Source organism: Methylobacterium sp. 22177, from assembly GCF_052045615.1.
Taxonomy (GTDB): Bacteria; Pseudomonadota; Alphaproteobacteria; order Rhizobiales; family Beijerinckiaceae; genus Methylobacterium; species Methylobacterium radiotolerans.
On sequence record NZ_JBQEPK010000041.1, the window covers coordinates 1 to 19,969 of the forward strand.

The window sequence follows — 19,969 nt, forward strand, 5'->3', positions numbered from 1 at the left end:
TGCCGGTACGCGTGTCGTGTGAGGACGCGGCCGCGGGGCGTGCGCTGCACGAAGCCGCGCTGGATCAGGTAGGGCTCGATGATGTCCTCGATGGCGTCGCGCGGCTCCGACAAGGCCGCGCCGATGGTCTCGATCCCCACCGGGCCGCCCCCGAACGCGCGCGCGATCAGGCTCAGGTACTTGCGGTCCATCACGTCCAGACCCGCCCCGTCCACGTCCAGGAGCTGCAGCGCCCGGTCGGCGATCGCCCGCGTCACCGTCTCGGCCTCCGCCACGACCGCGAAATCCCGCACCCGCCGCAACAGCCGCCCCGCGATCCGCGGCGTGCCCCGCGCCCGCCGGGCGATCTCGTTGGCGCCCTCCGCCGACATGCCCAAGCCCAGGACCCGCGCGCCGCGCGCCACGATCTGCTCCAGCTCGTCGATCTCGTAGAACTCCAGCCGGATCGGGATCCCGAACCGGTCGCGCAGCGGCGTCGTCAGCAGCCCCGCCCGCGTCGTGGCGCCGACCAGGGTGAACTTCGGCAGCTCGATCTTGACCGAGCGCGCCGCCGGGCCCTCGCCGATGATCAGGTCGAGCTGGTAGTCTTCCATGGCCGGGTAGAGGATCTCCTCGACCGCCGGGTTGAGCCGGTGGATCTCGTCGATGAACAGGACGTCGCGCTCCTCCAGGTTGGTGAGCTGCGCGGCCAGGTCGCCGGCCTTGGCGATCACCGGCCCGGAGGTCGAGCGGAAGTTCACACCCAGCTCGCGCGCCACGATCTGGGCCAGCGTCGTCTTGCCCAGCCCCGGCGGACCGACGAACAGCACGTGGTCGAGCGCCTGACCGGTCTTCTTCGCAGCCTCGATGAACACCTGCATGTTCGCACGCGCCGCACGCTGACCGATGAACTCCGACAGGCTCAGAGGGCGGATCGTCTGATCCACGTCGTCGGTGCGCTTCTCCGGCGTCAGGAGCGCGTTGGTCGGAGGCTTCGGCTTGCTCATGAACCCTGCTTCGTGGACCGTGTCGCGCGGCCCGCGATGGGCGGCCACGCAGGACGGCTGGGCACCGGCGCGTCCGGTTTTGTTCTTCCTTACCCGTGAAAGCCGCGAAGTCTAAGCGCCGTCGCCGGGCGGCATGCCCCGGCGACATGACCCGGCGCTGGCCGGGTACCGTCACCGGCGATGTGAGCGAGCGCACCGGCCGCGCCGTCGGTGCAACCGCGATGCAACCGAACCGTCGGCCCGCGCATTCCTGGACCGAACCTCCAAGCACGGCCGCAGGGCGCATTTCCCCATGAGACTCCGTACGATCGCTGCCGCCGCAGCCGGCACCGTCATGCTCGCCGGGCCGCTCGCGGCCCAGGCCGCCAACGGCCCGGCCGAGACCAAGGTCGCCGAGGCCAATCCGCAGGTTCATCCCGTCTCGGCGGAGCGGGACGACGACGTCACCTGCAGTCGGGCCCGCCGTCGCCTGTGGATCGAGGGCGAGGGCTGGGTGGTCCGGCGGATCACCACCTGCCGCTGACCGGGCCCACCTCTGGGGGCCATCGGCCGGGGATGACGGGGCCTTACGCACTCTGCGCGACTGGAGACGCGGAACGGCCGATGATCCGGTCTGTTGGCCCTGCATCCGGCGCGGACCGCGCGCCGACAACCATCGGAGCCGGCCCCATGGCGAACCGGATGATCCTGACGGTGCTCGCCGTAGCGGCCGCGACGACCGCCTCGGCGCAGACTGTCCGGAGCCCCGATCCCTATGCACCGGTGGCCTACGCGCCCGGCTACGCCGCCGATCCGAGTTTCGCCGGCGAGTTCGTGCGCGGGACCTATATCGGCGCCCCGCTGACGCGGGTGCCGCGCCCGACCCAGATCGTGCCCAGTCCCTGGAGCTACGGCACCTACGGCGTCCCGACGGTGACCGGCATCCCGGCCGCTCCGGCGGCCCAGCCGACCCTGACGGTGATCGACGCCGTCCCCCGCGGCCGCCGCGACGAGCGCGCCGCCGGCGCCGCCCCGGTCGCGGGCGCCCGGGTCATCGCGGTTCAGGTTCCCCGGCGCTGAGCGCCGCGAACCACGCCGCGTAGGGCGTGTTGCGGACGAGGTGCCGGTTGAGGTCCGGGGCACCGTCCGTCCACCAGACCGGCCCGCGCTCGCCGAGCGCGATCTTGGCCGCGTCGACCTCGGCCCTGGCGGAAGCCAGCGCGCCCGCCGCGGCCGCCGCGCCTGCCCGCTCGGCCCGCTTGGCCTCCTTCACACCCCGCCGCGCCGCCATGAGGCGCTTCACCAGCGCCGCGCGGCAGGCGTCCGACAGATCGGGATTGGCGCGGCGCCACAGACGGCCCCGGACAACGATGTAGCGCCGATCCGGAGTGGTAATGGCCAGGCTCATGCCGGGGTTCAGCTCCGTTGGGGGGAGGTTAAGCCTTCCAGCTTACACGGCGGATATCAGTTGCGGGTCACGCCATGCAGATCGTCATCGTCGACTCGAGCCGCGTTGTGCTGCAGATCATCGCGTCCCTCATCGAGCCGCGCGGCCACGCGGTGCACCCCTTCACGGATTCGGAGCGGGCGCTGGAATTCCTGGCGGCGACGCCGGCGGTCCGTGTCCTCATCACCAGCCTGGAGGTGCGGCCGCTCTGCGGACTCGAACTCTGCTGGTCGGCACGGCTGCTCGCGGAATCCCGCGGGCCGCTGCACGTCATCACCATGTCGTCGGCGCGCAACGTCCGCAGCCTCGCCGAGGCCCTCGACAGCGGCGCGGACGACTTCATCGAGAAGCCGCCGAGCGCCGAGGAGCTGAACGCGCGCCTGCGCGCGGCCGAGCGCCTGACCACCATGCAGGAGGAACTGATCCGCCTCGCCGAGACGGATCCGCTGACCGGCTCCTACAACCGGCGCGCCTTCTTCAACCGCGCGCGCGCCGCCGTGGCGCAGGACCCGCGGCCGGACGCCGTCTCGGCCATCCTCCTCGACATCGATCACTTCAAGCGCATCAACGACGAGCACGGGCACGATGTCGGCGACGTGGCGATCAAGGCCGTGGCCGACTTGATCTCCGGCTCCGGGATCGCCGGACGCCTCGGCGGCGAGGAATTCGCCGTCATCCTCCCGGGGCGCGACCTCGGGGAGGCCGTGGCGCATGCCGAGCGCCTGCGCGGCGACGTCCAGGCCCTGCGGATCCGCGGGGCCAAGGGTCCGATCGCGCTGAGCTGCAGCTTCGGCGTCAGCACGTGGCGTGACGGCGACAGCGTCGAGGCCCTGGTCAAGCGGGCGGACGTCGCGCTCTACGCGGCCAAGGGCGGCGGCCGGAACCGGGTGGTCCCGGATCAGGGCGCGGGCGTCCACGCCGTCGCGGGCTGACACGGACCGCCCGTACCAGATCGGCACAGTCGGTCGGGCGGTGTCCCACGGTCGTCCCAGATCGGCGCATTGATCCGCCGAGTATCCGTTCTCGGGCAGCGATTCTGCCAATATAAAGCTTAATATTCGCGAGCTGTTGCTGGAACGGATCTTGGAACTTCGCCTTCGATCCCGGCCGCCTGTATCAAGCCGGGAGAGAGAGGTGCGAGGTCATGAGTACGGCCGTTGGCGTCCTGATCCTGGATGAGCCGGAGGACCTGAGCGCGACGGTTCGCGCCACCCTCGAGCACATGCCCGAATTCCACACCATCGGCGAGGCCGATCTCGACCGCGCCGACGCCGGCAGCAGCGTCGCCCTGGTCTTCCTCGACGAGATCCGGCTGGCCGACGGGATCGCCCGCATCGTCGCCCTGAAGGAGCGTCAACCGGCGCTCCGCACGCTGGTCGCCTTCGGTGCCCTCACGGCGGACGACCTCCGCGCCCTGCTGGCTGCGGGCGCCGACGCCTTCGTGGCGCGCTCCAAGTCGCCGCGCGAACTCGGCGCGGCACTGCTCGCCCTCGCGGAGGGCTCCGACGTCCTGGTCCCGTCGGAGCAGCCGGTGGCGATGCCGCCGGAGGCGGGCGAGAGCCTCGGGCTGACGCCCCGCGAGGCGGAGGTCCTGCGCTTCCTCAGCTCCGGGTTCAGCAACAAGGAGGTCGCGCGGCGGCTGGCGCTCAGCGTGCGCACGGTGGAGACCCACCGGCTCAACCTGCGGCGCAAGACCCAGACCGGCCGGCTGAAGGACCTGGTCTCGCTGGCCCGCCAGCTGGGCCTGGCCCCCGTGGTCGACTCCGGCGACCAGGTCCGGCGCGGCACCGACAGCCGCTCCTCGGGCAACGACAACCAATCCCGGCACTGAGAGGGGGATCGGGCGGTCTCGTGGAGACCGCCCCCCTAGGCGGCCGCGGCCGCCTTCCGGGCTCCGGACGCGCGCTTGGCCGCTGCCGTCCCGCTCTTGGACCGCTCGGGTGCCTTCGCCCCCCGCCCGCGCGCGCCCGCTGGCTTGACCCGTCCCTTGGCCTTGACGGCGTCCTCCGCGGCTGAGAGGCGCGCCTGCAGCAGTCCCAGCACCGCCGCCTCCTCGGGCCGGAGGCTGGAGAGGTCCTCGCTGAGTTCCGATTCGACCGCGTCCTTCACCTGCAGGAGCAGACCGCCCTCCAGATAGCAGTCGAGGATCTGCGGGTGGATGTAGCACTTGCGGCAGATCGTCGGCGTGTTGCCGAGGCGGCCCGCGACGTTCTCGATGGCCGCGCGGATGTTGCGCTTGGCCCCCGCCTCGCTGTCGAAGGTCTCGAACTCCCGCAGCGCCAGCGCCGCCAGCACGGTGCCGGCCCAGGTGCGGAAATCCTTCGCGGTGAAGTCCTCGCCGGTGATCTCGCGCAGGTACGCGTTCACGTCCGAGGAGGTGACGTCGCGCTGGGTGCCGTCCGGATCCAGATACTGGAACAGCTCCTGCCCCGGCAGATCCTGGCAGGCCTTGACGATCCGGGCGACCCGCCGGTCCTTCAGCGACACGTCCCAGGTCTTGCCGCTCTTGCCCTTGAAGCGGAACGACAGGGCCGCCCCCTCGATCCGGACGTGGGGGTCGCGCAGGGTCGTGAGGCCGTAGCTCTTGTTGGTCCGCGCGTAGTCGTCGTTGCCGACGCGGATCAGCGTGGTCTCGAGCAGGTGGACCACGGTGGCCAGCACCTTGTCGCGGGAGAGGCCCGGCCGCTTCATGTCGGCGTCGACGCGTCGGCGGATCCCGGGCAGCGCGTCCGCGAAGGCCATGATTCGCGAGAACTTGTTGGCCTCCCGCGCCTGCCGGAAGTCTGGGTGGTAGCGGTACTGCTTGCGCCCCTTGGCGTCGCGGCCCGTCGCCTGGATGTGGCCGTTGCGGCGGGGACAGATCCAGACATCCGTGTAGGCCGGCGGGATCGCGAGGCTGCGGATGCGGGCCAGCACCGCCTTGTCGCGCACCGGCGCGCCCTTCGCGTCGAGGTAGCGGAAGCCGGTGCCGCTGCGGCGGCGGGTCAGCCCGGGCCGGCCGTCGTCGACGTAGACGAGTCCGGCCTCCTCGGCCGCGGCGCGGAGGTCTCCGCCGCTCTCCGCCGTCTCGACACACGCCATGACCTGCCCCTCCCATCGACGCCGCCCGGCTGCCTCGCCCGGCGAGAAGGCCTTGGACAACCGGCGGCACGCGATCGCCGTTCCGGGCCTGCACATCCGCCGCAGGACGGGCCGCGGCGCCGTGCTAGAGGGGGGGATGCACGCCGATGCCGCCCCCGGGAATCTGCCCGTTCCGATGCGCCGCCTGGTCTTCGTGGTGACCGAGGACTGGTTCTTCGCCTCCCATTTCCTGCCGATGGCCCGCGCCGCCATCGGCATGGGTCTCTCGGTCGCGGTGGTGACGCGGATCCGCGCGCACCGGGCCGCCATCGAGGCGACCGGGGCGCAGGTCGTCCCCCTGGAGGCCGAGCGAGCGAGCCTCAACCCCATGGCCGCGGGCTACGCGGCCGGGCAGCTCGCGGCGATCCTGAAGGCGCTGAAGGCCGACGTCGTCCACTGCATCGCCCTGCGCGGCATCCTGGTCGGCGGCACGGCCGCCGCCATGGCGGGCATCCCGGCCCGCGTCTTCGCCCTGACCGGCCTCGGCCTCGTCGGCGCCCGCAGCGACCGGCTCGGGCGGGCGGCGCGCCTCGCCCTGCGCGCGCTGATCCGGGGACCGCTGGCCTCGTCCCGCACGCGCTTCCTGTTCGAGAACCCCGACGACGCCCTGGCCCTGGGCCTGGACCCGCTCGACCGGTCGGTGACCGTCGTGGGCGGCGCCGGCGTCGATCCGACGATCTTCGTCCCGCATACGCTGCCGCCGATGCCGCCGCTGCGGGTGGCACTCGTCGCCCGGATGCTCTGGTCGAAGGGGATCGACGTCGCCGTCGAGGCGGTCCGCCTCGCCCGGGCCGAGGGCGCGCCGGTGGAGCTGGCGCTGTACGGCGCGCCGGACCCGTCGAACCGGCGGGCGATCGACGCCGCCACCCTGCGCGCCTGGAGCCGCGACGGCATCGTCTGGCACGGGCCGACGACCGACGTGGCGGCGGTCTGGGCCGGCCACCACGTCGCCTGCCTGCCGTCCCGCGGCGGCGAGGGCCTGCCGCGGACGCTGCTGGAGGCCGCCGCCTGCGGCCGGGCGCTGGTCGCGTCCGACGTCCCGGGCTGCCGCAGCCTCGTGCGCGACGGTGTCGAGGGCCTGCTGGTCCCCCCCGACGACGCGCCGGCCCTGGCCGCCGCCCTGGCGCGCCTGAGCGGCGATGCCGGTCTCGTCGCCGGCCTGGGCGCGGCCGCGCGGGCCCGGATCGAGACCGGTGGCTTCACCGAGGACGCGGTGACCGACCGGGTCCGCGCCGTGTGGCGCGACCTGCTGGAGGCCTGACCGTGCGCGCACCGGACGATCCCGCCGGCTTCATCCGCAGCAACACCCGCCTGCTGCCCGTCCCCCACGCGCCCGAGATCCGCCTGCACGTCGCCGATGAGGCGACGGATCTCTGGCAGCGGACCGAGGAGGAATTGCAGGCGATCGGGCTGCCGCCACCGTTCTGGGCATTCGCCTGGGCGGGCGGCCAGGCGCTCGCCCGCTACGTCCTCGACAACCCGGACGTCGCGGACGGGGCGCGCGTGGTGGATTTTGCCTCGGGGTCCGGCCTGGTGGCGATCGCGGCGGCCCGCGCCGGGGCGCGCCACGTCGTCGCCAGCGACCTCGACCCCTTCGCCGTCGCGGCGATCGGGCTGAACGCCGCGGCCAACGGCGTCGGCGACCGCGTCGCCGCAACCTCCGACGATCTCCTCGCCACGGATCCCCAGGCCGATCTCGTCCTGGCGGCCGACGTGTTCTACGAGCGCGACCTGGCCGAGGCCGTGACCGCCTGGCTCGTCGGCCTGCAGGCGCGGGGCGTCACCGTGCTGATCGGCGACCCGGGCCGCACCTACCTGCCACGGGACCGCCTCGACTGCCTCGCGACCTACGCGGTGCCGGTCTCGCGCACGCTGGAGGATTCCGAGATCAAGCGCAGCCATGTCTGGCGGCTCCGGGGATGACGGTTCCGTCGAGACCGTCCCGCCGGACCGCCACCCGCGCGGCCGCGCCGAGGCTTTATCCGGCGCGGGAATGCGTTACCGTCGAATCGACTCGTGTCGCGTGCCGCGCATGCGCCAGAGTGTTGGAAGGCCCGGATCGGGGCGTGCTGCGGCGGAAGGTTTCGTGGTGAGTGTCGAGTCGAGTGTGAAGCCCAGCCGTGCCCGCGTCGTCGCCTTCTCGGGTAGCGCCAAGCGGCCCTCGCGCACCCGCATCCTGGTCGAGGCCCTCGGCGCCGAGCTCGGGCGCCTGCGCGGGATCGACCTCGCCGTCTACGACCTGATCGATGCCGGTCCGGGCCTCGGCGCGACGCAGCGGGACGACCTGTCGGCGCCGGCCGCGCGCCTCATCGAGGCGATCGAGGCGGCGGACGCCCTGATCGTCGGGACGCCCGTCTACCAGGGCGGCTACGCCGGGCTGTTCAAGCACGTCTTCGACTTCGTCGACCCGGCCCGGATGATCGGCATGCCGGTGGCGCTGACCGCGACGGGCGGGGGCCTGCGCCACGCCCTGGTGGTCGAGCACGGGCTCCGGCCGCTGTTCGGCTTCTTCGCGGCCCATGTCGCGCCGACCTCGGTCTATGCCGGCTCCGACGACCTCGTGGACGGCCGCATCGTCGACGAGACCGTGTCGGTCCGGCTGCGCGCCGCGGCCGCGGAACTATCCGCCCTGCTCGACGTGTCGCGGACGGCCGCCTCCGGCCCATCAGCCTGACGGGAGACTCCCCCGACCTGAGGCGGGCCCTAGATCGATGCGGGACCACGCTCATCCGCGAGGGATCATGTCAGGCTCTCCGCTCACGGCCGGCAAGGCGCCGACCGCGCTGCCCGCCACCTACGTCACGGCGTCCGGACTGCCGCGCTACCACCCGGTGTCGCAGGCGCTGCACTGGCTGAACGCCGCCCTGGTCCTGGCGGTGCTGCCGCTCGCCTGGGTCGCGATCAGCCTGCCGCCGACCCCCGCCAAGGGCAGCATGTTCGTGCTGCACAAGTCGGTCGGCCTGACGATCCTGGCGATCGTGGTCCTGCGGATCGTCTGGCGGATGGTCCGGCCCGCGCCGCCGGACCCGCAGGCGCCCCGGCTCCTGACGCTGATCGGGCGCGTCAACCACTACCTGCTGTACGCGATCTTCCTGATCATGCCGATCAGCGGCTACCTGCTGAGCGCGCTGTCGGGACGCGACACGCCGTATTTCTGGCTGTTCACGATTCCGGGACTGCCGAAGGATGACGCGACCCAGAAGGTCTTCGAGTCGATCCACGTCTTCGGCCAGTGGCTCGTCTACGCCCTGGTCCTGCTGCATATCGCCGGCACGGCGTGGCACCTGGTCATCCGGCGCGACGGGCTGCTGGAGCGGATGCTCCCGGTCCAGGACGGGCGCGGCTCGTCTCGCTGACCCGACCGACATCGGGCCGCGCGGGCGGTCAATCGACGCGGCGCAGGACGAAGGTGGTGCCGACCTCGGGATCGCGCCGCCAGCGACCGTCGCCGCTCGGCACGAGGTCGATGCTGTGGCCGCGCTTGGCGGTCAGCGTCATCCGGCCGTTCGTGTAGCGCCAGCGCACCGGGTCGAACACCTCCAGGCCACTGTCGTGGCAGCCGGGAACGATGTGGACGCCGCCGCCGCTCCCATCGAGGTTGATCCGGCAGGTGTCGCGCTGCTGGAAGCGGTCGAGGGCGTAGAGGCCCGGCGCCGGCCCCGCCGAGGCGGTCGCCGCCGGCTGCAGCTCGGCCGGGACCCGGGCCGCCGTTCGGAGCGGGGAGGGGGCCGGGTTTGCCGGATCCGCCGGCGCGATCTCGGGCGCGGCCGCCGCGTCGGCCGGCCGCATCGCGACGATGTCGAGGGGAACGAGACTGTAGCGCTCGCCGCCCTCGGCCTGGGCGACGAGGCTGCGCTGGTCCGGCCGCCTGGCGAATTCGAGGACGGGGCGGACGTTGCGGTCGACGAGGCGGAGGGCGCCGTCGACGAAGAGCCAGCCGGCGACCCCGTTCAGGACCGGCAGGGCCCGCCGGCAACCGGCCGGGAAGCGCAGCCGCTGCCCCGCCTCGCCGCTGTCGAGCACCAGGGTCATGACGCAGCGGCGGTTGGTGCCGTCGCGGGACAGGTCCCAGGTGCCCGGCACCTGTCCGAGCTTCTCGGGCAGGCTCGGCGGCGCGGTCGGAGCCGGAGGCGCCGCGAGCGTCTCCGCGGCCGGGGGCGGGGGCGCGGCCAGGTCGGTCGCGTCGGGCACGTCCTGGGCGGCGGCCGGCCGGACGATCGCGGCGGTCGCGATCAGTGCCGACGCGGTCAGCAGGGCGGCCTGAGCCTGTCTCACGCGGTGGGTCTCCAGGGGGTCTCGGCCACGGGCGTCAGCGGACCCCGCCCCTCGAACCACGAGACGACGTTGTCGACGACGAGCTGGGCCATCGCCGCGCGGGTGTGCTCGGAGGCCGACCCGACATGCGGCAGCAGCACCGTGTTGTCGAGGGCGGCGAGATCCGCGGGCACGTGCGGCTCGTTCTCGAACACGTCGAGGCCGGCGCCGAGGATCGTACCGGCCCGCAGCGCCGCGGTCAGCGCCGCCTCGTCGACGAGGGTGCCGCGGGCGACGTTGATCAGGATGCCCTCGGGACCGAGCGCCTCCAGCACGGCCGCGTTCACGAGGTTGCGCGTGTCGGCGCCGCCGGGCGCCACCACGATCAGGATGTGGACCGCGCGGGCGAGGCCGAGCAGCGTGTCGTGATACGTGTAGGGCACGTCCGCCTGCCGGCTGCGGCCGTGATAGTCGATCTCGACGCCGAAGCTCTCCAGCCGGCGGGCGATCGCCCGCCCGATCCGGCCGAGCCCGAGGATGCCGACCCGCCGCCCGCGCAGGGACGCCGTGAGCGGGAAGGGCGCCTTGGGCCAGTGGCCGTCGCGCAGGTAGCGGTCGGCCTGCGGGATCCGCCGCAGGGTGGCGAGGACGAGGCCGAGGGCGAGGTCGGCGACCTCGTCGGTGAGCACGTCCGGCGTGTTGGTGACGACGATGCCGCGCTGCCGCGCTCCGGCGGCGTCGACGGCATCGTAGCCCACACCGAAATTCGCGATCAGCTCGAGGTTCGGCAGCCGGTCCATCAGCGCCCCGTCCACCGCGCCGCCGACGCAGAGCGCGCGGATCCGCGGGCCGATCTCGGCGAGCAGAGCCTCCGGGTCCGCGGCCTCCGCCAGCCGGTGGACCCCGTACCGTCCGTCGAAGGCTTTCTCCACGAGCGGGTGCATCTTCCGGAGCAACAGGATCTCTGCCGGGGCCTCAGCCATCGTTCACTCCCACGTTCGGCCGTTCGTCGGTGCCGGCCGCCTCCCCCGTCCCGGCATAGAGCCTGTGCGGGGTGGCGCGCCAGCGCGTCGGAGCCGCCGCGGTGACAACCGCGCGGATCAGCCGGGCGGCCAATCGACCGGCACAGGGCTCGCCTCTTTCGAAAACCGCGCGCGATGCCTACTAAGGACCACGCATCATCGCGAGAGTTCTGCACCGACCCCATTCGCCGAAGACGAAGACCGATGACCAGCCCGCGCACCCTCTACGACAAGATTTGGGACGACCACGTCGTCGATGTCCAGCCGGACGGCTCCAGCCTCCTCTACATCGACCGGCACCTCGTTCACGAAGTGACGAGCCCGCAGGCGTTCGAGGGTCTCCGCGTGGCGGGCCGCAAGGTGCGCCATCCGGAGAAGACGCTGGCCGTCGTGGACCACAACGTCCAGACCTCCGACCGGTCGCAGGGCATCGACGATCCCGAGAGCCGCACGCAGCTTGAGGCGCTCGCCGAGAACGTGCGCGACTTCGGCATCGAGTTCTACGACGCCCTCGACCGCCGCCAGGGCATCGTCCACATCATCGGCCCCGAGCAGGGCTTCACACTGCCCGGCCAGACGATCGTGTGCGGCGATTCGCACACCTCGACGCACGGCGCCTTCGGGGCGCTGGCCCACGGCATCGGCACCTCGGAGGTCGAGCACGTGCTCGCCACCCAGACGCTGGTGCAGCGCAAGGCCAGGAACATGCGCGTCTCCGTCGACGGCACGCTGCCGCCCGGCGTGACCGCGAAGGACATCATCCTGGCGATCATCGGCGAGATCGGGACCGCCGGCGGCACCGGCCACGTCATCGAGTACGCCGGCGAGGCGATCCGCGCCCTCTCGATGGAGGGCCGGATGACGATCTGCAACATGTCGATCGAGGGAGGGGCCCGCGCCGGCATGGTCGCCCCCGACGCGACGACCTTCGCCTACGTGAAGGACCGCCCCAAGGCGCCGAAGGGCGCGGCCTTCGACGCGGCCCGCCGCTACTGGGAGAGCCTCGTCACCGACGCGGGCGCGCATTTCGACCGCGAGGTGCGCCTCGACGCGGCCAACCTGCCGCCGATCGTCAGCTGGGGCACGAGCCCCGAGGACGTGATCTCGGTGCAGGGCCGCATCCCGGACCCGTCCGAGATCGCCGACGAGAACAAGCGGCAGTCGAAGGAGAAGGCGCTGGCCTACATGGGCCTGACGCCGGGGACCCGGATCACCGACATCACCCTGGACCGGATCTTCATCGGCTCCTGCACCAACGGCCGCATCGAGGATCTGCGCGAGGTCGCGCGGGTCGTCGGCGACCGGAAGGTGCACGAGGGTGTTTCGGCGATGATCGTGCCGGGCTCCGGCCTCGTGAAGGCGCAGGCGGAGGCCGAAGGTCTCGACAAGATCCTGAAGGCGGCGGGTTTCGACTGGCGCGAGCCGGGCTGCTCGATGTGCCTCGGCATGAACCCGGACAAGCTGCGTCCGGGCGAGCGCTGCGCCTCGACGTCGAACCGCAACTTCGAGGGCCGGCAGGGTCCGCGCGGGCGCACACACCTCGTGTCTCCCGCCATGGCGGCGGCCGCGGCGGTGGCCGGACGCTTCGTCGACGTCCGGGAGTGGCCGCAGGGCTGAAATCCCGATTGACGCCGGCGGCTCCGTTGCCTAAACGGAGCCGTCGCCGGCCGATGGCCGACGGCGAGCCCAGGTGGCGGAATTGGTAGACGCGCTGGTTTCAGGTACCAGTCTCGCGAGAGGTGAAGGTTCGAGTCCTTTCCTGGGCACCAAATGCCTGACAGCAGCCCGCCAAAGCCTTGGCGGGCTTTGTTGTTTCTAGAGGCCGAGAACTCCGGACCGGTCTCCGGGACCCCGCCGCGAGCCGTCGAGGTTCGGTTGACGGCCCGGATACCGGTCGCGCCTCCCTCGTTCGGGGATCGGCGGCGCGCATCCGGGTGTCGGGTCTTCGCCGACGCGGACCTGCCGAGGATCGGGCGCGCGGAGGCAGCGGTCTGCAGAACGAGGCGCTCGATGGCGTGGCCTGCCGGCCCTCACGCGAATCGTGCTGGCGGCCGTCGGACAGGCTGGGGGGCGAGGGGCCTGGCCGATTCGACGGAAGATCCCTGGCCCGGGCCAGCCACCGTGCGCCGCGGTCTCGGAACCGCACCACCGTCCCGCGCGTAGACCGGGCCTCGACATTCCCCAGCGAGACCACCTCGAACCGCCCGGCTCCGGCCGCGGCGGTTTTTTCGCGCCGGGCGTTCCGCTGGCGCGGTGCTCGCGACGGCGCGACATCCCTCCGGGGATCGTCGCTCGGCCCCGCCGGCACCGCCGCGCGGCGCGTCCTCGATCAGGCTGCGGTGACGCGACGGTAGCTCGCGGCGAACGCCTCGGCTTCCTCGTGCGTCAGATCGGTGACCACGAGCCCCGGCGCGTAGACCGTCCAGCGGCCGTCGTTGTCCTCCGACATACGGATCTCGACCACCGCGGACCTCCTCGATCTCGGGTAGAACCTTGCTGTCAGACTGACGATTTCTTGTGCGGGATCAATACCTCTTAAGATACTGGACGGCGCCCGACGCGGACGCGCGGGGCGCCATCCGCGGAAGCGCCCGGTCCACCGGCGCCGGTCCTGTTTCCGGAATCCCCGCGCGGGACCGCCGTTCCGCGGCACGCGGCACGTATCGGTAACCCCGGTCGGTCAATCTATCCTCGAGCCAAGTTGCGTATCGGCTCGGCTCACTCGCTGGTGAGATCAGGCGCTCCCCCGCCCCGTGAGCAGATCGGGGCGGGGCCGAGAGCGCGGGCGGCCTGGCAAGCCTTCTGCCGCGTCCCGATCCTATGTCCGACCTGCCGCCCGCGCCGCGTCGCGACAGGAGTGCGCAGGCCGGGCTGGACCGCTACAGCCAGCGCTCGTCGAGGTCGGTCGCGTTCCGGTCGGCGACGGGCTGCGTCTCGTCACCCTCGGCGAAGACCACCACGTCGTCCGGTCCGACATCGCGGGTCGCGTAGAAATCCCAGCGCCGGTGGATCACGCGCGGGCCGCCGAAGATCCGGTAGGCGTTCCAGTACCGGTCATCACGGAAGCCGACGTAGTGGACGCAGCGGGTGGCCATCGGCTCACCGCAGGCGGGCGATCAGCCGGGCCAAGCGCGGCCGCAGCGGCAGGGACAGCCGGTAGGCCAATTCGGCGAGCGGGAGCACCGGGCGCGCGCCCAGGACGCGCAGGTCGACCACGCGGCCGAGCCAGCGCCAGCCGGGCAGGGTCCGCCAGAGGCGCGCGAACGCGGCCGCACCGGAGATCAGCTGCCCGTCCGCGGTCCGGACGTGGAAGCGCCGCAGGGCCCGATCCCGGTCGAGATCCGGGCCGAGCACCGGCTCGGTCGCTCCGCGGCCGACATCGACGAAGGCGATCTGGCCCGCGCCGGCGCATCGGCGATACTGGTCGATCTCGGCGCGGCACAGCGGGCAGCCGCCGTCGTAGTAGACGCTGAGCGGCCCGTCGGAGCGTTCGTCGGCCGTGGCCGCGCCGGTGCCCACGGTCTCAGTTCGCCGCCGGGCTCAGGACCAGCTTGCCCTTGAAGGGCGCGTCGGCGTTGCGCGTGCTGGTGCAGGCGTACTCTTCCTGCCCGGCCTTCATCGTCCGCAGGCGCAGCGTGCCCTTCCCGTTCTGCTTGACCGTGTAGCCCTTCTCGCTGGCGACATGCACCAGGTCGCCGTCGGCGTGCAGCACGAGGCCGTTCTCGAACTGCCCGGGCGCGGTGATCGTGACCGGCGCGTCGGCGCTGCTCACGATGTTCAGCGCGACGTTGGTGTCGGCCGGAAGCTTGAGCTCGGCCGGGGCGCAGACCGGCTTGCCGTCCTTCAGGCTGATCGTCAGTTCCACGGGCGGCATCGCGTCGGTGGCAGGCTGCGGCAGGGGCTTGCCCTGAGCGAGAGCCGGCCCTGCGGCCAGGAGAACCAGGAGCGTCGCCGATCCGCGCACGAGTGTCAGCATGTGGAGTCAGTCCCGGTTGGAGGGTCGGCGCGGCCCGCGAGCGCACCGCCGGAAAAGGCGGTGCGCTCGGCGACGTTCCCGGGCGCAACGCCGCACCCGTCCGGGTACGGAGGGGTCCGATTGTCGGGATGCCGCCGATCGCGCTCGCGGCCCCGGTGGAGCCGCCCGTCCGCGGTGGCGGCACTCTCCCCTCAGGTTCGGCCCGCGTATCCCGGAACGCGACGCGGGATATAAGGACCCGCTACGGTTTTCGGCGAGGTCGATTCGCGTGCGGTCCGGTTCAAGGCTCTCCGAACGCTGGTTCACGCTGGCGCTCTGGCTCGTCGCGCTCGTCTTCGCGTGGTTCCTGATCGGGCTGGGATCGCTGGTCGTCGGCGATCTGCCGCAGGTGGAGCACCGCTACACCCTCGACCAGTTCCTCGACACCGACCAGGGCACGGCGTCGGCCGAGGCCCTCAAGCAGATCCGCCGGGAGCAGGACGACAACCGACGGAAGGTCGAGCAGGATCAGCTCGCCCTCGAGGCTGCGCAGTCCGCCTCCGAGGGCGCGCGCGAGACCTTCGCCAACTGGCTGAAGACTCGGGACGCCACCCAGCGGGTCGACCAGGATCCCGGGCTCGTCGCGCGCACCCAGCAGCTCGACGCGCTGAAGGCCGCCGAGCGCAGCGTCGAGGAGCGGCTCGCGGCCCTGGCGCGGACGGGGCTCGACCTGTCGGAGCGCGAGGCGGCGCAGCTGCGCGTGGACAGCGATCTGCGGGCGGCGGCGCAGGCGCGGCTCGACGCGGCCGAGCGCGGCCAGGAACTGCGCGTCTTCGGCTATCGCCTCGCCCTGACGCTGCCGCTGCTGGCCCTCGCCGGATGGCTCCTGCTCAAACGCCGCCGCACCCGCAACTGGCCGTTCGTGTGGGGCTTCGCCTTCGCGGCGGCCTTCGCGTTCTTCGTCGAGCTCGTCCCCTACATGCCGAGCTACGGCGGCTACGTGCAGTACGGCGTCGGCGTGATCGTCACGCTGGTCGCGGGTCGCGCGGCGATCAACGCGCTGCACGCCTACCGCGCCCGGCAGGCGGTGGTGGAGGCGCGCCCGGACGCCGAGCGGCGGACCGAGATCGCCACCGACCAGGCCCTGGCGCGCCTCGCCAAGAAGGCGTGCCCCGGCTGCGAGCGGCCGATCGCCCTCGACGACGCGAGCACGAACTTCTGCCCCCATTGCGGCCTCGGCATCTTCGCGCACTGCCCGTCCTGCGCGCAGCGCAAGAGCACCTTCGAGCGCTTCTGCCGCGCCTGCGGCACCCGGAGCCCGGATCTCGCGAGCGCGGTGACCTGAGGCCGCCCGGACACCCGGTTGCGCCTCAGGCGTTGTCGCCCCGGATCGCCGCGATGACCGCGTCGGTGACCTGACGGGTCGTCGCCGTGCCGCCGAGGTCCGGCGTGTGCAACTCTGGATCCGCCGTGACCCGCTCGACCGCGCGCATCAGCCGGTCGGCCGCCGGCTTCTTGCCGAGGTGCTCGAGCATCTGACACGCCGTCCAGAAGGTCGCGATCGGGTTGGCGATGCCCTTGCCGGCGATGTCGAAGGCCGAGCCGTGGATCGGCTCGAACATCGACGGAAAGGTCCGCTCCGGGTTGATGTTGGCGGTCGGTGCGATGCCGAGCGACCCGGCGAGCGCCGCCGCGAGGTCCGACAGGATGTCGGCGTGCAGGTTCGTCGCCACGATCGTGTCGAGGGTCTCGGGCTTCGTCACCATCCGCATCGTCATGGCGTCGACCAGCATCTTGTCCCAGGTCACGTCCGGGAAGTCCTTCGCGACCTCGGCGGCGATCTCGTCCCACATCACCATGGCGTGGCGCTGGGCGTTGGACTTGGTGACGACGGTGAGCAACTTGCGCGGGCGGGTGCGGGCGAGCTCGAAGGCGTAGCGGATGATCCGGTCCACGCCCGAGCGGGTCATCATCGAGACGTCGGTGGCGACCTCGTTGGGATGGCCCTGGTGGACCCGGCCGCCGACGCCCGCATACTCGCCCTCCGAGTTCTCGCGCACGATCACCCAGTCGAGTTCCGGACCCGAGACGTTGCGCAGCGGGCTGGTGATGCCCGGCAGGATCCGGGTCGGGCGGACATTGGCGTATTGGTCGAAGGGCTGGCAGATCGCGAGCCGCAGGCCCCAGAGGGTGATGTGATCGGGCACGTCCGGCGCCCCCACGGCGCCGAAGAAGATCGCGTCGTGGTTCCGGATCTGCTCGCGGCCGTCGGCCGGCATCATCACGCCGTGCTTCTTGTAGTAGTCCGAGCCCCAGTCGAAATGGTCGAACCGGAAGGCGAAGGAGCCGGCCTTCTCGGCCAGCGCGTCGAGCACCTCGATGCCGGCGGCGATGACCTCGACGCCGATGCCGTCCGCGGGAATGGCCGCGATGGTGTAGGTCTTCGTCATGGGTGTCTTCTCGAGCGTCTTCGGGGGCGAGGCGAGTAAGCGAACCCTGACGGTGGCGCGGGCTCGGCGTCCGGATCGGGACGTGTAACGTTTTGTGACACCGCGCAGTTTCGCGTTGCCGTGCCGTCCGCCGCCCCTATGCTCGCCCGATGCACGAGGGCACCACCATCGCCATCGTCGAGGACGATCCCGACATCCGGGCCCTGCTCGCCGGCTACCTGGAGGGCGAGGGGTTCCGCACCGTCGCCCTCGACGGTGGCGCGGCCCTCGACCGCCTGCTCGCGTCGGGCGTCGCGCCGCACCTCGTCGTCCTCGACTGGATGCTGCCCGGCGAGGACGGCCTGTCCATCTGCCGCCGCCTGCGTGAATCGGGCGGGCCACCCATCGTGATGCTGACCGCCAAGGATGAGGACATCGACCGGGTCCTGGGACTGGAGATGGGCGCCGACGACTACGTCTCGAAGCCGTTCAACCCGCGGGTCCTGCTGGCCCGGATCCGCGCGGTCCTGCGACGGGCCCACGGCGCCGGCGTCCAGGCCGCCGAGGCCGCGAGCGAGCGGCTGAGCGTCGCCGACCTCGTGGTCGATCTCGCGGCCCGCACGGTGCTCACCGGTGAGCCCGCCGCCGAGGTCCCGCTGACCAGCGCCGAGTACGACCTGCTCCACTGCTTCGTCACCCGGCCGCAGCGTGTGCTCTCGCGCGACCAGCTCCTCGACTGGACCCGCGGCCGTACCGCCGACGCCTTCGATCGCACCATCGACGTCCAGGTGAGCCGACTGCGGCACAAGCTCGACGCCTCGGGCAGCCAGGCCGCGTCCCTGCTCAAGACCGTGCGCAACGCCGGCTACATCCTCGCCGCCCCGGTCCGCTCCGGAGCCCCGTGATGGGCCGCATCGGGCTCCTCGGGCGCATCATGCTGCTCCTGCTGGGCGCCCTCTCACTCCTCGTCCTCGCCACGGTGGCCCTGGATCACTGGCAGCGCCGGGAGGAGCGGTGGCCCACCGGCTCGCGCTTCCCGCGGGTCGATCAGGCCGCCGGCATCATGACGCTGCTGCGCGACGCGGATCCCGCCCAGCGACCGGCCATCCTGAGGGCGGTGAGCGGCGAGGTGCTGCGGGCGGAGATCGTCGACGCGTCGCCCGAGACGACCGACCTGATCCGCGAGCCCCACCTCGAAGCCCGGCTTCGCCGGATGACGGCGGAGCCGGCCGGCCGCGTCCAGGCCTACACCGACGCCGCCCTGCTGCGCCGCGGCGTCGATCCGGCCAACATCGACCCAGCGGAGCGCACCGGACCGGTCGGGCGCCTCGCGCTGGCGACCTACCGGCTGCCCGACGGCCGGTACGCGGTGATCACCGCGGCCCAGCACCATCGCTCGCTCATGCCGTGGCTGTTCGGCCAGCCGCTGAGCCTCTGGGTGGCGGTGCTGGGCGCCGCGGCGGCGGGACTCGTCCTGGTCGGCACGCGCCACGAACTCGCGCCGCTGCGGCGCCTGACCGACGCGGTCACCCGGTTCGACGGCCGCGCCCCGGAGCGGGTGAGCGCGCCCCGGGGCGCGCCGGAGATCCGGCGCCTCGCCCAGGCGGTGCAGGGCATGCAGGAGCGGATCGCGGGCCTCATGGCCGAGCGCTCGCTGCTGATCGGCGCCATCTCGCACGACCTCAAGACCTACCTGACCCGGCTGCGCCTGCGCGCGGAGGCGGTGGCGGAGCCGACGCTCCGGGACAAGCTGGTGGCGGATCTCGACGCCATGACCGAGCTGATCGACGCGTCGCTGGGATTCGCCCGCGGCACCGCGGTCGAGGCGACGCGGGCGCCTGTGGACCTCGCCGATCTCGTCGCCGTCGAGGTGGCCGAGCACGCCGCGCAGGGCGCCACGATCAGCCTGACCGGCGAGGAGGTGCGGGACGCCACGGTGGCCGGCGACGCGGTCGCCCTGCGCCGGGTCGTCGCCAACCTGATCGGGAACGCCGTCAAGTTCGGGCGCTCCTCGGTGGCGGTGGCGGTGAGCCGGGCCGGGACGGTCTGCCGGATCGTGGTCGAGGATGACGGGCCGGGCATTCCCGAGGCCGAGCGGACGGCGGTGTTCAGCCCGTACTACCGGGTCGAGCGCTCGCGCAGCCGGCAGACCGGCGGGACCGGCCTCGGCCTCGCCATCAGCCGGCAGATCGCCGAGGCCCACGGCGGCACGGTGGTGGCGGAGGCCGGTGCGGAAGGCGGCGCGCGGCTCGTCGTGACCCTGCCGAGCCTGTCCTGAACGCGGGCGGCAACGAGCAGGCAACCGGCCGTTACACATCGTTACAGGACGGCGCGGCCCGGTCACATCCGGGAAGCGCGCGCGGACGAACCTTCGCTCACACGCCGCGGCGGATCCTCCGCCCCGGCGGCGGCGGTCGGCTCAAGGCCGGACTGCCCGATCGAGCGGAAGGAGATCATCGATGTTGAAGGTTCTCGTCCCGGCCGCGCTCCTCGTCGGCCTCGCGGTCCCCGCCTCGGCGCTGCCGCTGGTTCAGGACGCGGTCTCCGACGGGGCCGACGGCGCCCGGATCATCCAGGTCTACGGCGGCTGCGGTCCCTACGGGCATCGCGGCCCCTACGGCGGCTGCCGCACCGGCGGCCAGTGGGGCGGCTACGTTCGCGGCCGCTCGTGCCCGGCGGGCTTCCACATCGGTCCCTATGGGCGCCGTTGCTGGCCGAACTGAGCCGCCCCCCGTTCCTCGCCCGGCCCCGCGGCCGGACTCCCGTCGAGACTTCGC

Annotated in this window: 23 protein-coding genes and 1 tRNA gene; 14 read left to right on the top strand and 10 right to left on the bottom strand. The window is 72.5% G+C overall.

Annotated elements, in window-relative coordinates:
* Positions 1–986 (bottom strand): Holliday junction branch migration DNA helicase RuvB (ruvB, locus tag ACTJK8_RS26020; protein ID WP_440762755.1); only part of this gene is annotated, 986 nt, incomplete at its 3' end.
* A gap of 292 nt (positions 987–1,278) precedes the next feature.
* Between ruvB and ACTJK8_RS26025 the strand changes: the two genes are divergently transcribed.
* Together ACTJK8_RS26025 and ACTJK8_RS26030 are read left to right on the top strand one after the other, a co-directional pair.
* Complete coding sequence (locus ACTJK8_RS26025; protein WP_029360603.1) at positions 1,279–1,509, top strand: hypothetical protein; 231 nt, start codon at positions 1,279–1,281, stop codon at positions 1,507–1,509.
* A 146-nt stretch (positions 1,510–1,655) separates the two neighbouring features.
* A complete protein-coding gene (locus ACTJK8_RS26030; RefSeq protein ID WP_440762756.1) occupies positions 1,656–2,045 on the top strand; it encodes a hypothetical protein in 390 nt (129 codons plus the stop codon).
* Here ACTJK8_RS26030 and ACTJK8_RS26035 read toward each other — a convergent pair.
* Complete coding sequence (locus tag ACTJK8_RS26035; protein WP_012317758.1) at positions 2,017–2,373, bottom strand: hypothetical protein; 357 nt, start codon at positions 2,371–2,373, stop codon at positions 2,017–2,019. The two genes, ACTJK8_RS26030 and ACTJK8_RS26035, sit on opposite strands and share 29 nt — an antisense overlap.
* A 74-nt stretch (positions 2,374–2,447) precedes the next feature.
* Here ACTJK8_RS26035 and ACTJK8_RS26040 point away from each other — a divergent pair, with 74 nt between their 5' ends.
* A complete protein-coding gene (locus ACTJK8_RS26040) occupies positions 2,448–3,344 on the top strand; it encodes a GGDEF domain-containing protein (protein WP_012317759.1) in 897 nt (298 codons plus the stop codon).
* 212 nt (positions 3,345–3,556) lie between these two features.
* Positions 3,557–4,243, top strand: a complete 687-nt coding sequence (locus ACTJK8_RS26045) for a LuxR C-terminal-related transcriptional regulator (protein WP_012317760.1) — start codon at positions 3,557–3,559, stop codon at positions 4,241–4,243.
* A gap of 35 nt (positions 4,244–4,278) precedes the next feature.
* On the opposite strand, the gene ACTJK8_RS26050 is transcribed toward ACTJK8_RS26045, so the two are convergent.
* Entirely contained in the window at positions 4,279–5,493 is a 1,215-nt protein-coding gene (locus ACTJK8_RS26050) for a DNA topoisomerase IB (protein WP_024830978.1), read from the bottom strand.
* Positions 5,494–5,629: 136 nt separating this feature from the next.
* Here ACTJK8_RS26050 and ACTJK8_RS26055 point away from each other — a divergent pair, with 136 nt between their 5' ends.
* From ACTJK8_RS26055 to ACTJK8_RS26070, 4 genes are all read left to right on the top strand, one after another.
* Entirely contained in the window at positions 5,630–6,793 is a 1,164-nt protein-coding gene (locus ACTJK8_RS26055) for a glycosyltransferase (protein ID WP_440762757.1), read from the top strand.
* Between the two features lie 2 nt (positions 6,794–6,795).
* Entirely contained in the window at positions 6,796–7,455 is a 660-nt protein-coding gene (locus ACTJK8_RS26060) for a class I SAM-dependent methyltransferase (protein WP_012317763.1), read from the top strand.
* A 184-nt stretch (positions 7,456–7,639) separates the two neighbouring features.
* Positions 7,640–8,206, top strand: a complete 567-nt coding sequence (locus tag ACTJK8_RS26065; RefSeq protein WP_024830975.1) for an NAD(P)H-dependent oxidoreductase — start codon at positions 7,640–7,642, stop codon at positions 8,204–8,206.
* A 67-nt stretch (positions 8,207–8,273) separates the two neighbouring features.
* The gene (locus ACTJK8_RS26070) at positions 8,274–8,888 is read left to right on the top strand and encodes a cytochrome b (protein WP_024830974.1); all 615 of its coding nucleotides are present in this window, start codon (positions 8,274–8,276) and stop codon (positions 8,886–8,888) included.
* A 28-nt stretch (positions 8,889–8,916) separates the two neighbouring features.
* Here the strand turns inward: ACTJK8_RS26070 and ACTJK8_RS26075 are convergent, their stop codons facing one another.
* Positions 8,917–9,807: an AprI/Inh family metalloprotease inhibitor gene (locus ACTJK8_RS26075; protein WP_012317766.1), complete on the bottom strand. Its 891-nt coding sequence runs from the start codon at positions 9,805–9,807 to the stop codon at positions 8,917–8,919.
* Entirely contained in the window at positions 9,804–10,769 is a 966-nt protein-coding gene (locus ACTJK8_RS26080; protein ID WP_012317767.1) for a 2-hydroxyacid dehydrogenase, read from the bottom strand. Before ACTJK8_RS26080 ends, ACTJK8_RS26075 begins: the two co-directional genes overlap by 4 nt.
* 243 nt (positions 10,770–11,012) lie before the next feature.
* Here ACTJK8_RS26080 and leuC point away from each other — a divergent pair, with 243 nt between their 5' ends.
* A complete protein-coding gene (leuC, locus tag ACTJK8_RS26085) occupies positions 11,013–12,425 on the top strand; it encodes a 3-isopropylmalate dehydratase large subunit (RefSeq protein WP_440762758.1) in 1,413 nt (470 codons plus the stop codon).
* Positions 12,426–12,492: 67 nt separating this feature from the next.
* A tRNA-Leu gene (locus ACTJK8_RS26090) sits at positions 12,493–12,577 on the top strand.
* Between the two features lie 560 nt (positions 12,578–13,137).
* On the opposite strand, the gene ACTJK8_RS26095 is transcribed toward ACTJK8_RS26090, so the two are convergent.
* The 4 genes from ACTJK8_RS26095 to ACTJK8_RS26110 form a co-directional block, all read right to left on the bottom strand.
* Positions 13,138–13,272 (bottom strand): hypothetical protein, encoded by a 135-nt coding sequence (locus tag ACTJK8_RS26095; protein WP_012317769.1) that lies wholly within the window; start codon positions 13,270–13,272, stop codon positions 13,138–13,140.
* A gap of 415 nt (positions 13,273–13,687) precedes the next feature.
* A complete protein-coding gene (locus ACTJK8_RS26100; protein WP_012317770.1) occupies positions 13,688–13,903 on the bottom strand; it encodes a hypothetical protein in 216 nt (71 codons plus the stop codon).
* A 4-nt stretch (positions 13,904–13,907) separates the two neighbouring features.
* On the bottom strand, positions 13,908–14,327 hold the full coding sequence (locus tag ACTJK8_RS26105) for a thiol-disulfide oxidoreductase DCC family protein (protein ID WP_116656942.1): 420 nt from the start codon (positions 14,325–14,327) through the stop codon (positions 13,908–13,910).
* Positions 14,328–14,331: 4 nt separating this feature from the next.
* Positions 14,332–14,784 (bottom strand): hypothetical protein, encoded by a 453-nt coding sequence (locus tag ACTJK8_RS26110; RefSeq protein ID WP_024830970.1) that lies wholly within the window; start codon positions 14,782–14,784, stop codon positions 14,332–14,334.
* A gap of 268 nt (positions 14,785–15,052) precedes the next feature.
* On the opposite strand from ACTJK8_RS26110, the gene ACTJK8_RS26115 reads away from it, so the two are divergent.
* The gene (locus tag ACTJK8_RS26115) at positions 15,053–16,108 is read left to right on the top strand and encodes a zinc ribbon domain-containing protein (protein WP_058608166.1); all 1,056 of its coding nucleotides are present in this window, start codon (positions 15,053–15,055) and stop codon (positions 16,106–16,108) included.
* A gap of 25 nt (positions 16,109–16,133) precedes the next feature.
* Here ACTJK8_RS26115 and ACTJK8_RS26120 read toward each other — a convergent pair whose 3' ends face one another.
* On the bottom strand, positions 16,134–17,213 hold the full coding sequence (locus ACTJK8_RS26120; RefSeq protein ID WP_053621945.1) for a tartrate dehydrogenase: 1,080 nt from the start codon (positions 17,211–17,213) through the stop codon (positions 16,134–16,136).
* A gap of 149 nt (positions 17,214–17,362) precedes the next feature.
* Here ACTJK8_RS26120 and ACTJK8_RS26125 point away from each other — a divergent pair, with 149 nt between their 5' ends.
* From ACTJK8_RS26125 to ACTJK8_RS26135, 3 genes are all read left to right on the top strand, one after another.
* A complete protein-coding gene (locus ACTJK8_RS26125; protein ID WP_012317775.1) occupies positions 17,363–18,097 on the top strand; it encodes a response regulator in 735 nt (244 codons plus the stop codon).
* Complete coding sequence (locus ACTJK8_RS26130; RefSeq protein WP_053621944.1) at positions 18,097–19,470, top strand: sensor histidine kinase; 1,374 nt, start codon at positions 18,097–18,099, stop codon at positions 19,468–19,470. Before ACTJK8_RS26125 ends, ACTJK8_RS26130 begins: the two co-directional genes overlap by 1 nt.
* 181 nt (positions 19,471–19,651) lie before the next feature.
* Complete coding sequence (locus tag ACTJK8_RS26135; protein ID WP_012317777.1) at positions 19,652–19,915, top strand: GCG_CRPN prefix-to-repeats domain-containing protein; 264 nt, start codon at positions 19,652–19,654, stop codon at positions 19,913–19,915.
* Positions 19,916–19,969 lie beyond the last annotated feature (54 nt).

Coding starts and splice junctions, on each gene's coding strand:
- ACTJK8_RS26025 (WP_029360603.1), top strand. CDS start 1,279: ATGAGACTCCGTACGATCGCTGCCGCCGCAGCCGGCACCGTCATGCTC.
- ACTJK8_RS26030 (WP_440762756.1), top strand. CDS start 1,656: ATGGCGAACCGGATGATCCTGACGGTGCTCGCCGTAGCGGCCGCGACG.
- ACTJK8_RS26035 (WP_012317758.1), bottom strand. CDS start 2,373: ATGAGCCTGGCCATTACCACTCCGGATCGGCGCTACATCGTTGTCCGG.
- ACTJK8_RS26040 (WP_012317759.1), top strand. CDS start 2,448: ATGCAGATCGTCATCGTCGACTCGAGCCGCGTTGTGCTGCAGATCATC.
- ACTJK8_RS26045 (WP_012317760.1), top strand. CDS start 3,557: ATGAGTACGGCCGTTGGCGTCCTGATCCTGGATGAGCCGGAGGACCTG.
- ACTJK8_RS26050 (WP_024830978.1), bottom strand. CDS start 5,493: ATGGCGTGTGTCGAGACGGCGGAGAGCGGCGGAGACCTCCGCGCCGCG.
- ACTJK8_RS26055 (WP_440762757.1), top strand. CDS start 5,630: ATGCACGCCGATGCCGCCCCCGGGAATCTGCCCGTTCCGATGCGCCGC.
- ACTJK8_RS26070 (WP_024830974.1), top strand. CDS start 8,274: ATGTCAGGCTCTCCGCTCACGGCCGGCAAGGCGCCGACCGCGCTGCCC.
- ACTJK8_RS26080 (WP_012317767.1), bottom strand. CDS start 10,769: ATGGCTGAGGCCCCGGCAGAGATCCTGTTGCTCCGGAAGATGCACCCG.
- leuC (WP_440762758.1), top strand. CDS start 11,013: ATGACCAGCCCGCGCACCCTCTACGACAAGATTTGGGACGACCACGTC.
- ACTJK8_RS26100 (WP_012317770.1), bottom strand. CDS start 13,903: ATGGCCACCCGCTGCGTCCACTACGTCGGCTTCCGTGATGACCGGTAC.
- ACTJK8_RS26110 (WP_024830970.1), bottom strand. CDS start 14,784: ATGCTGACACTCGTGCGCGGATCGGCGACGCTCCTGGTTCTCCTGGCC.
- ACTJK8_RS26120 (WP_053621945.1), bottom strand. CDS start 17,213: ATGACGAAGACCTACACCATCGCGGCCATTCCCGCGGACGGCATCGGC.
- ACTJK8_RS26125 (WP_012317775.1), top strand. CDS start 17,363: ATGCACGAGGGCACCACCATCGCCATCGTCGAGGACGATCCCGACATC.
- ACTJK8_RS26130 (WP_053621944.1), top strand. CDS start 18,097: ATGGGCCGCATCGGGCTCCTCGGGCGCATCATGCTGCTCCTGCTGGGC.
- ACTJK8_RS26135 (WP_012317777.1), top strand. CDS start 19,652: ATGTTGAAGGTTCTCGTCCCGGCCGCGCTCCTCGTCGGCCTCGCGGTC.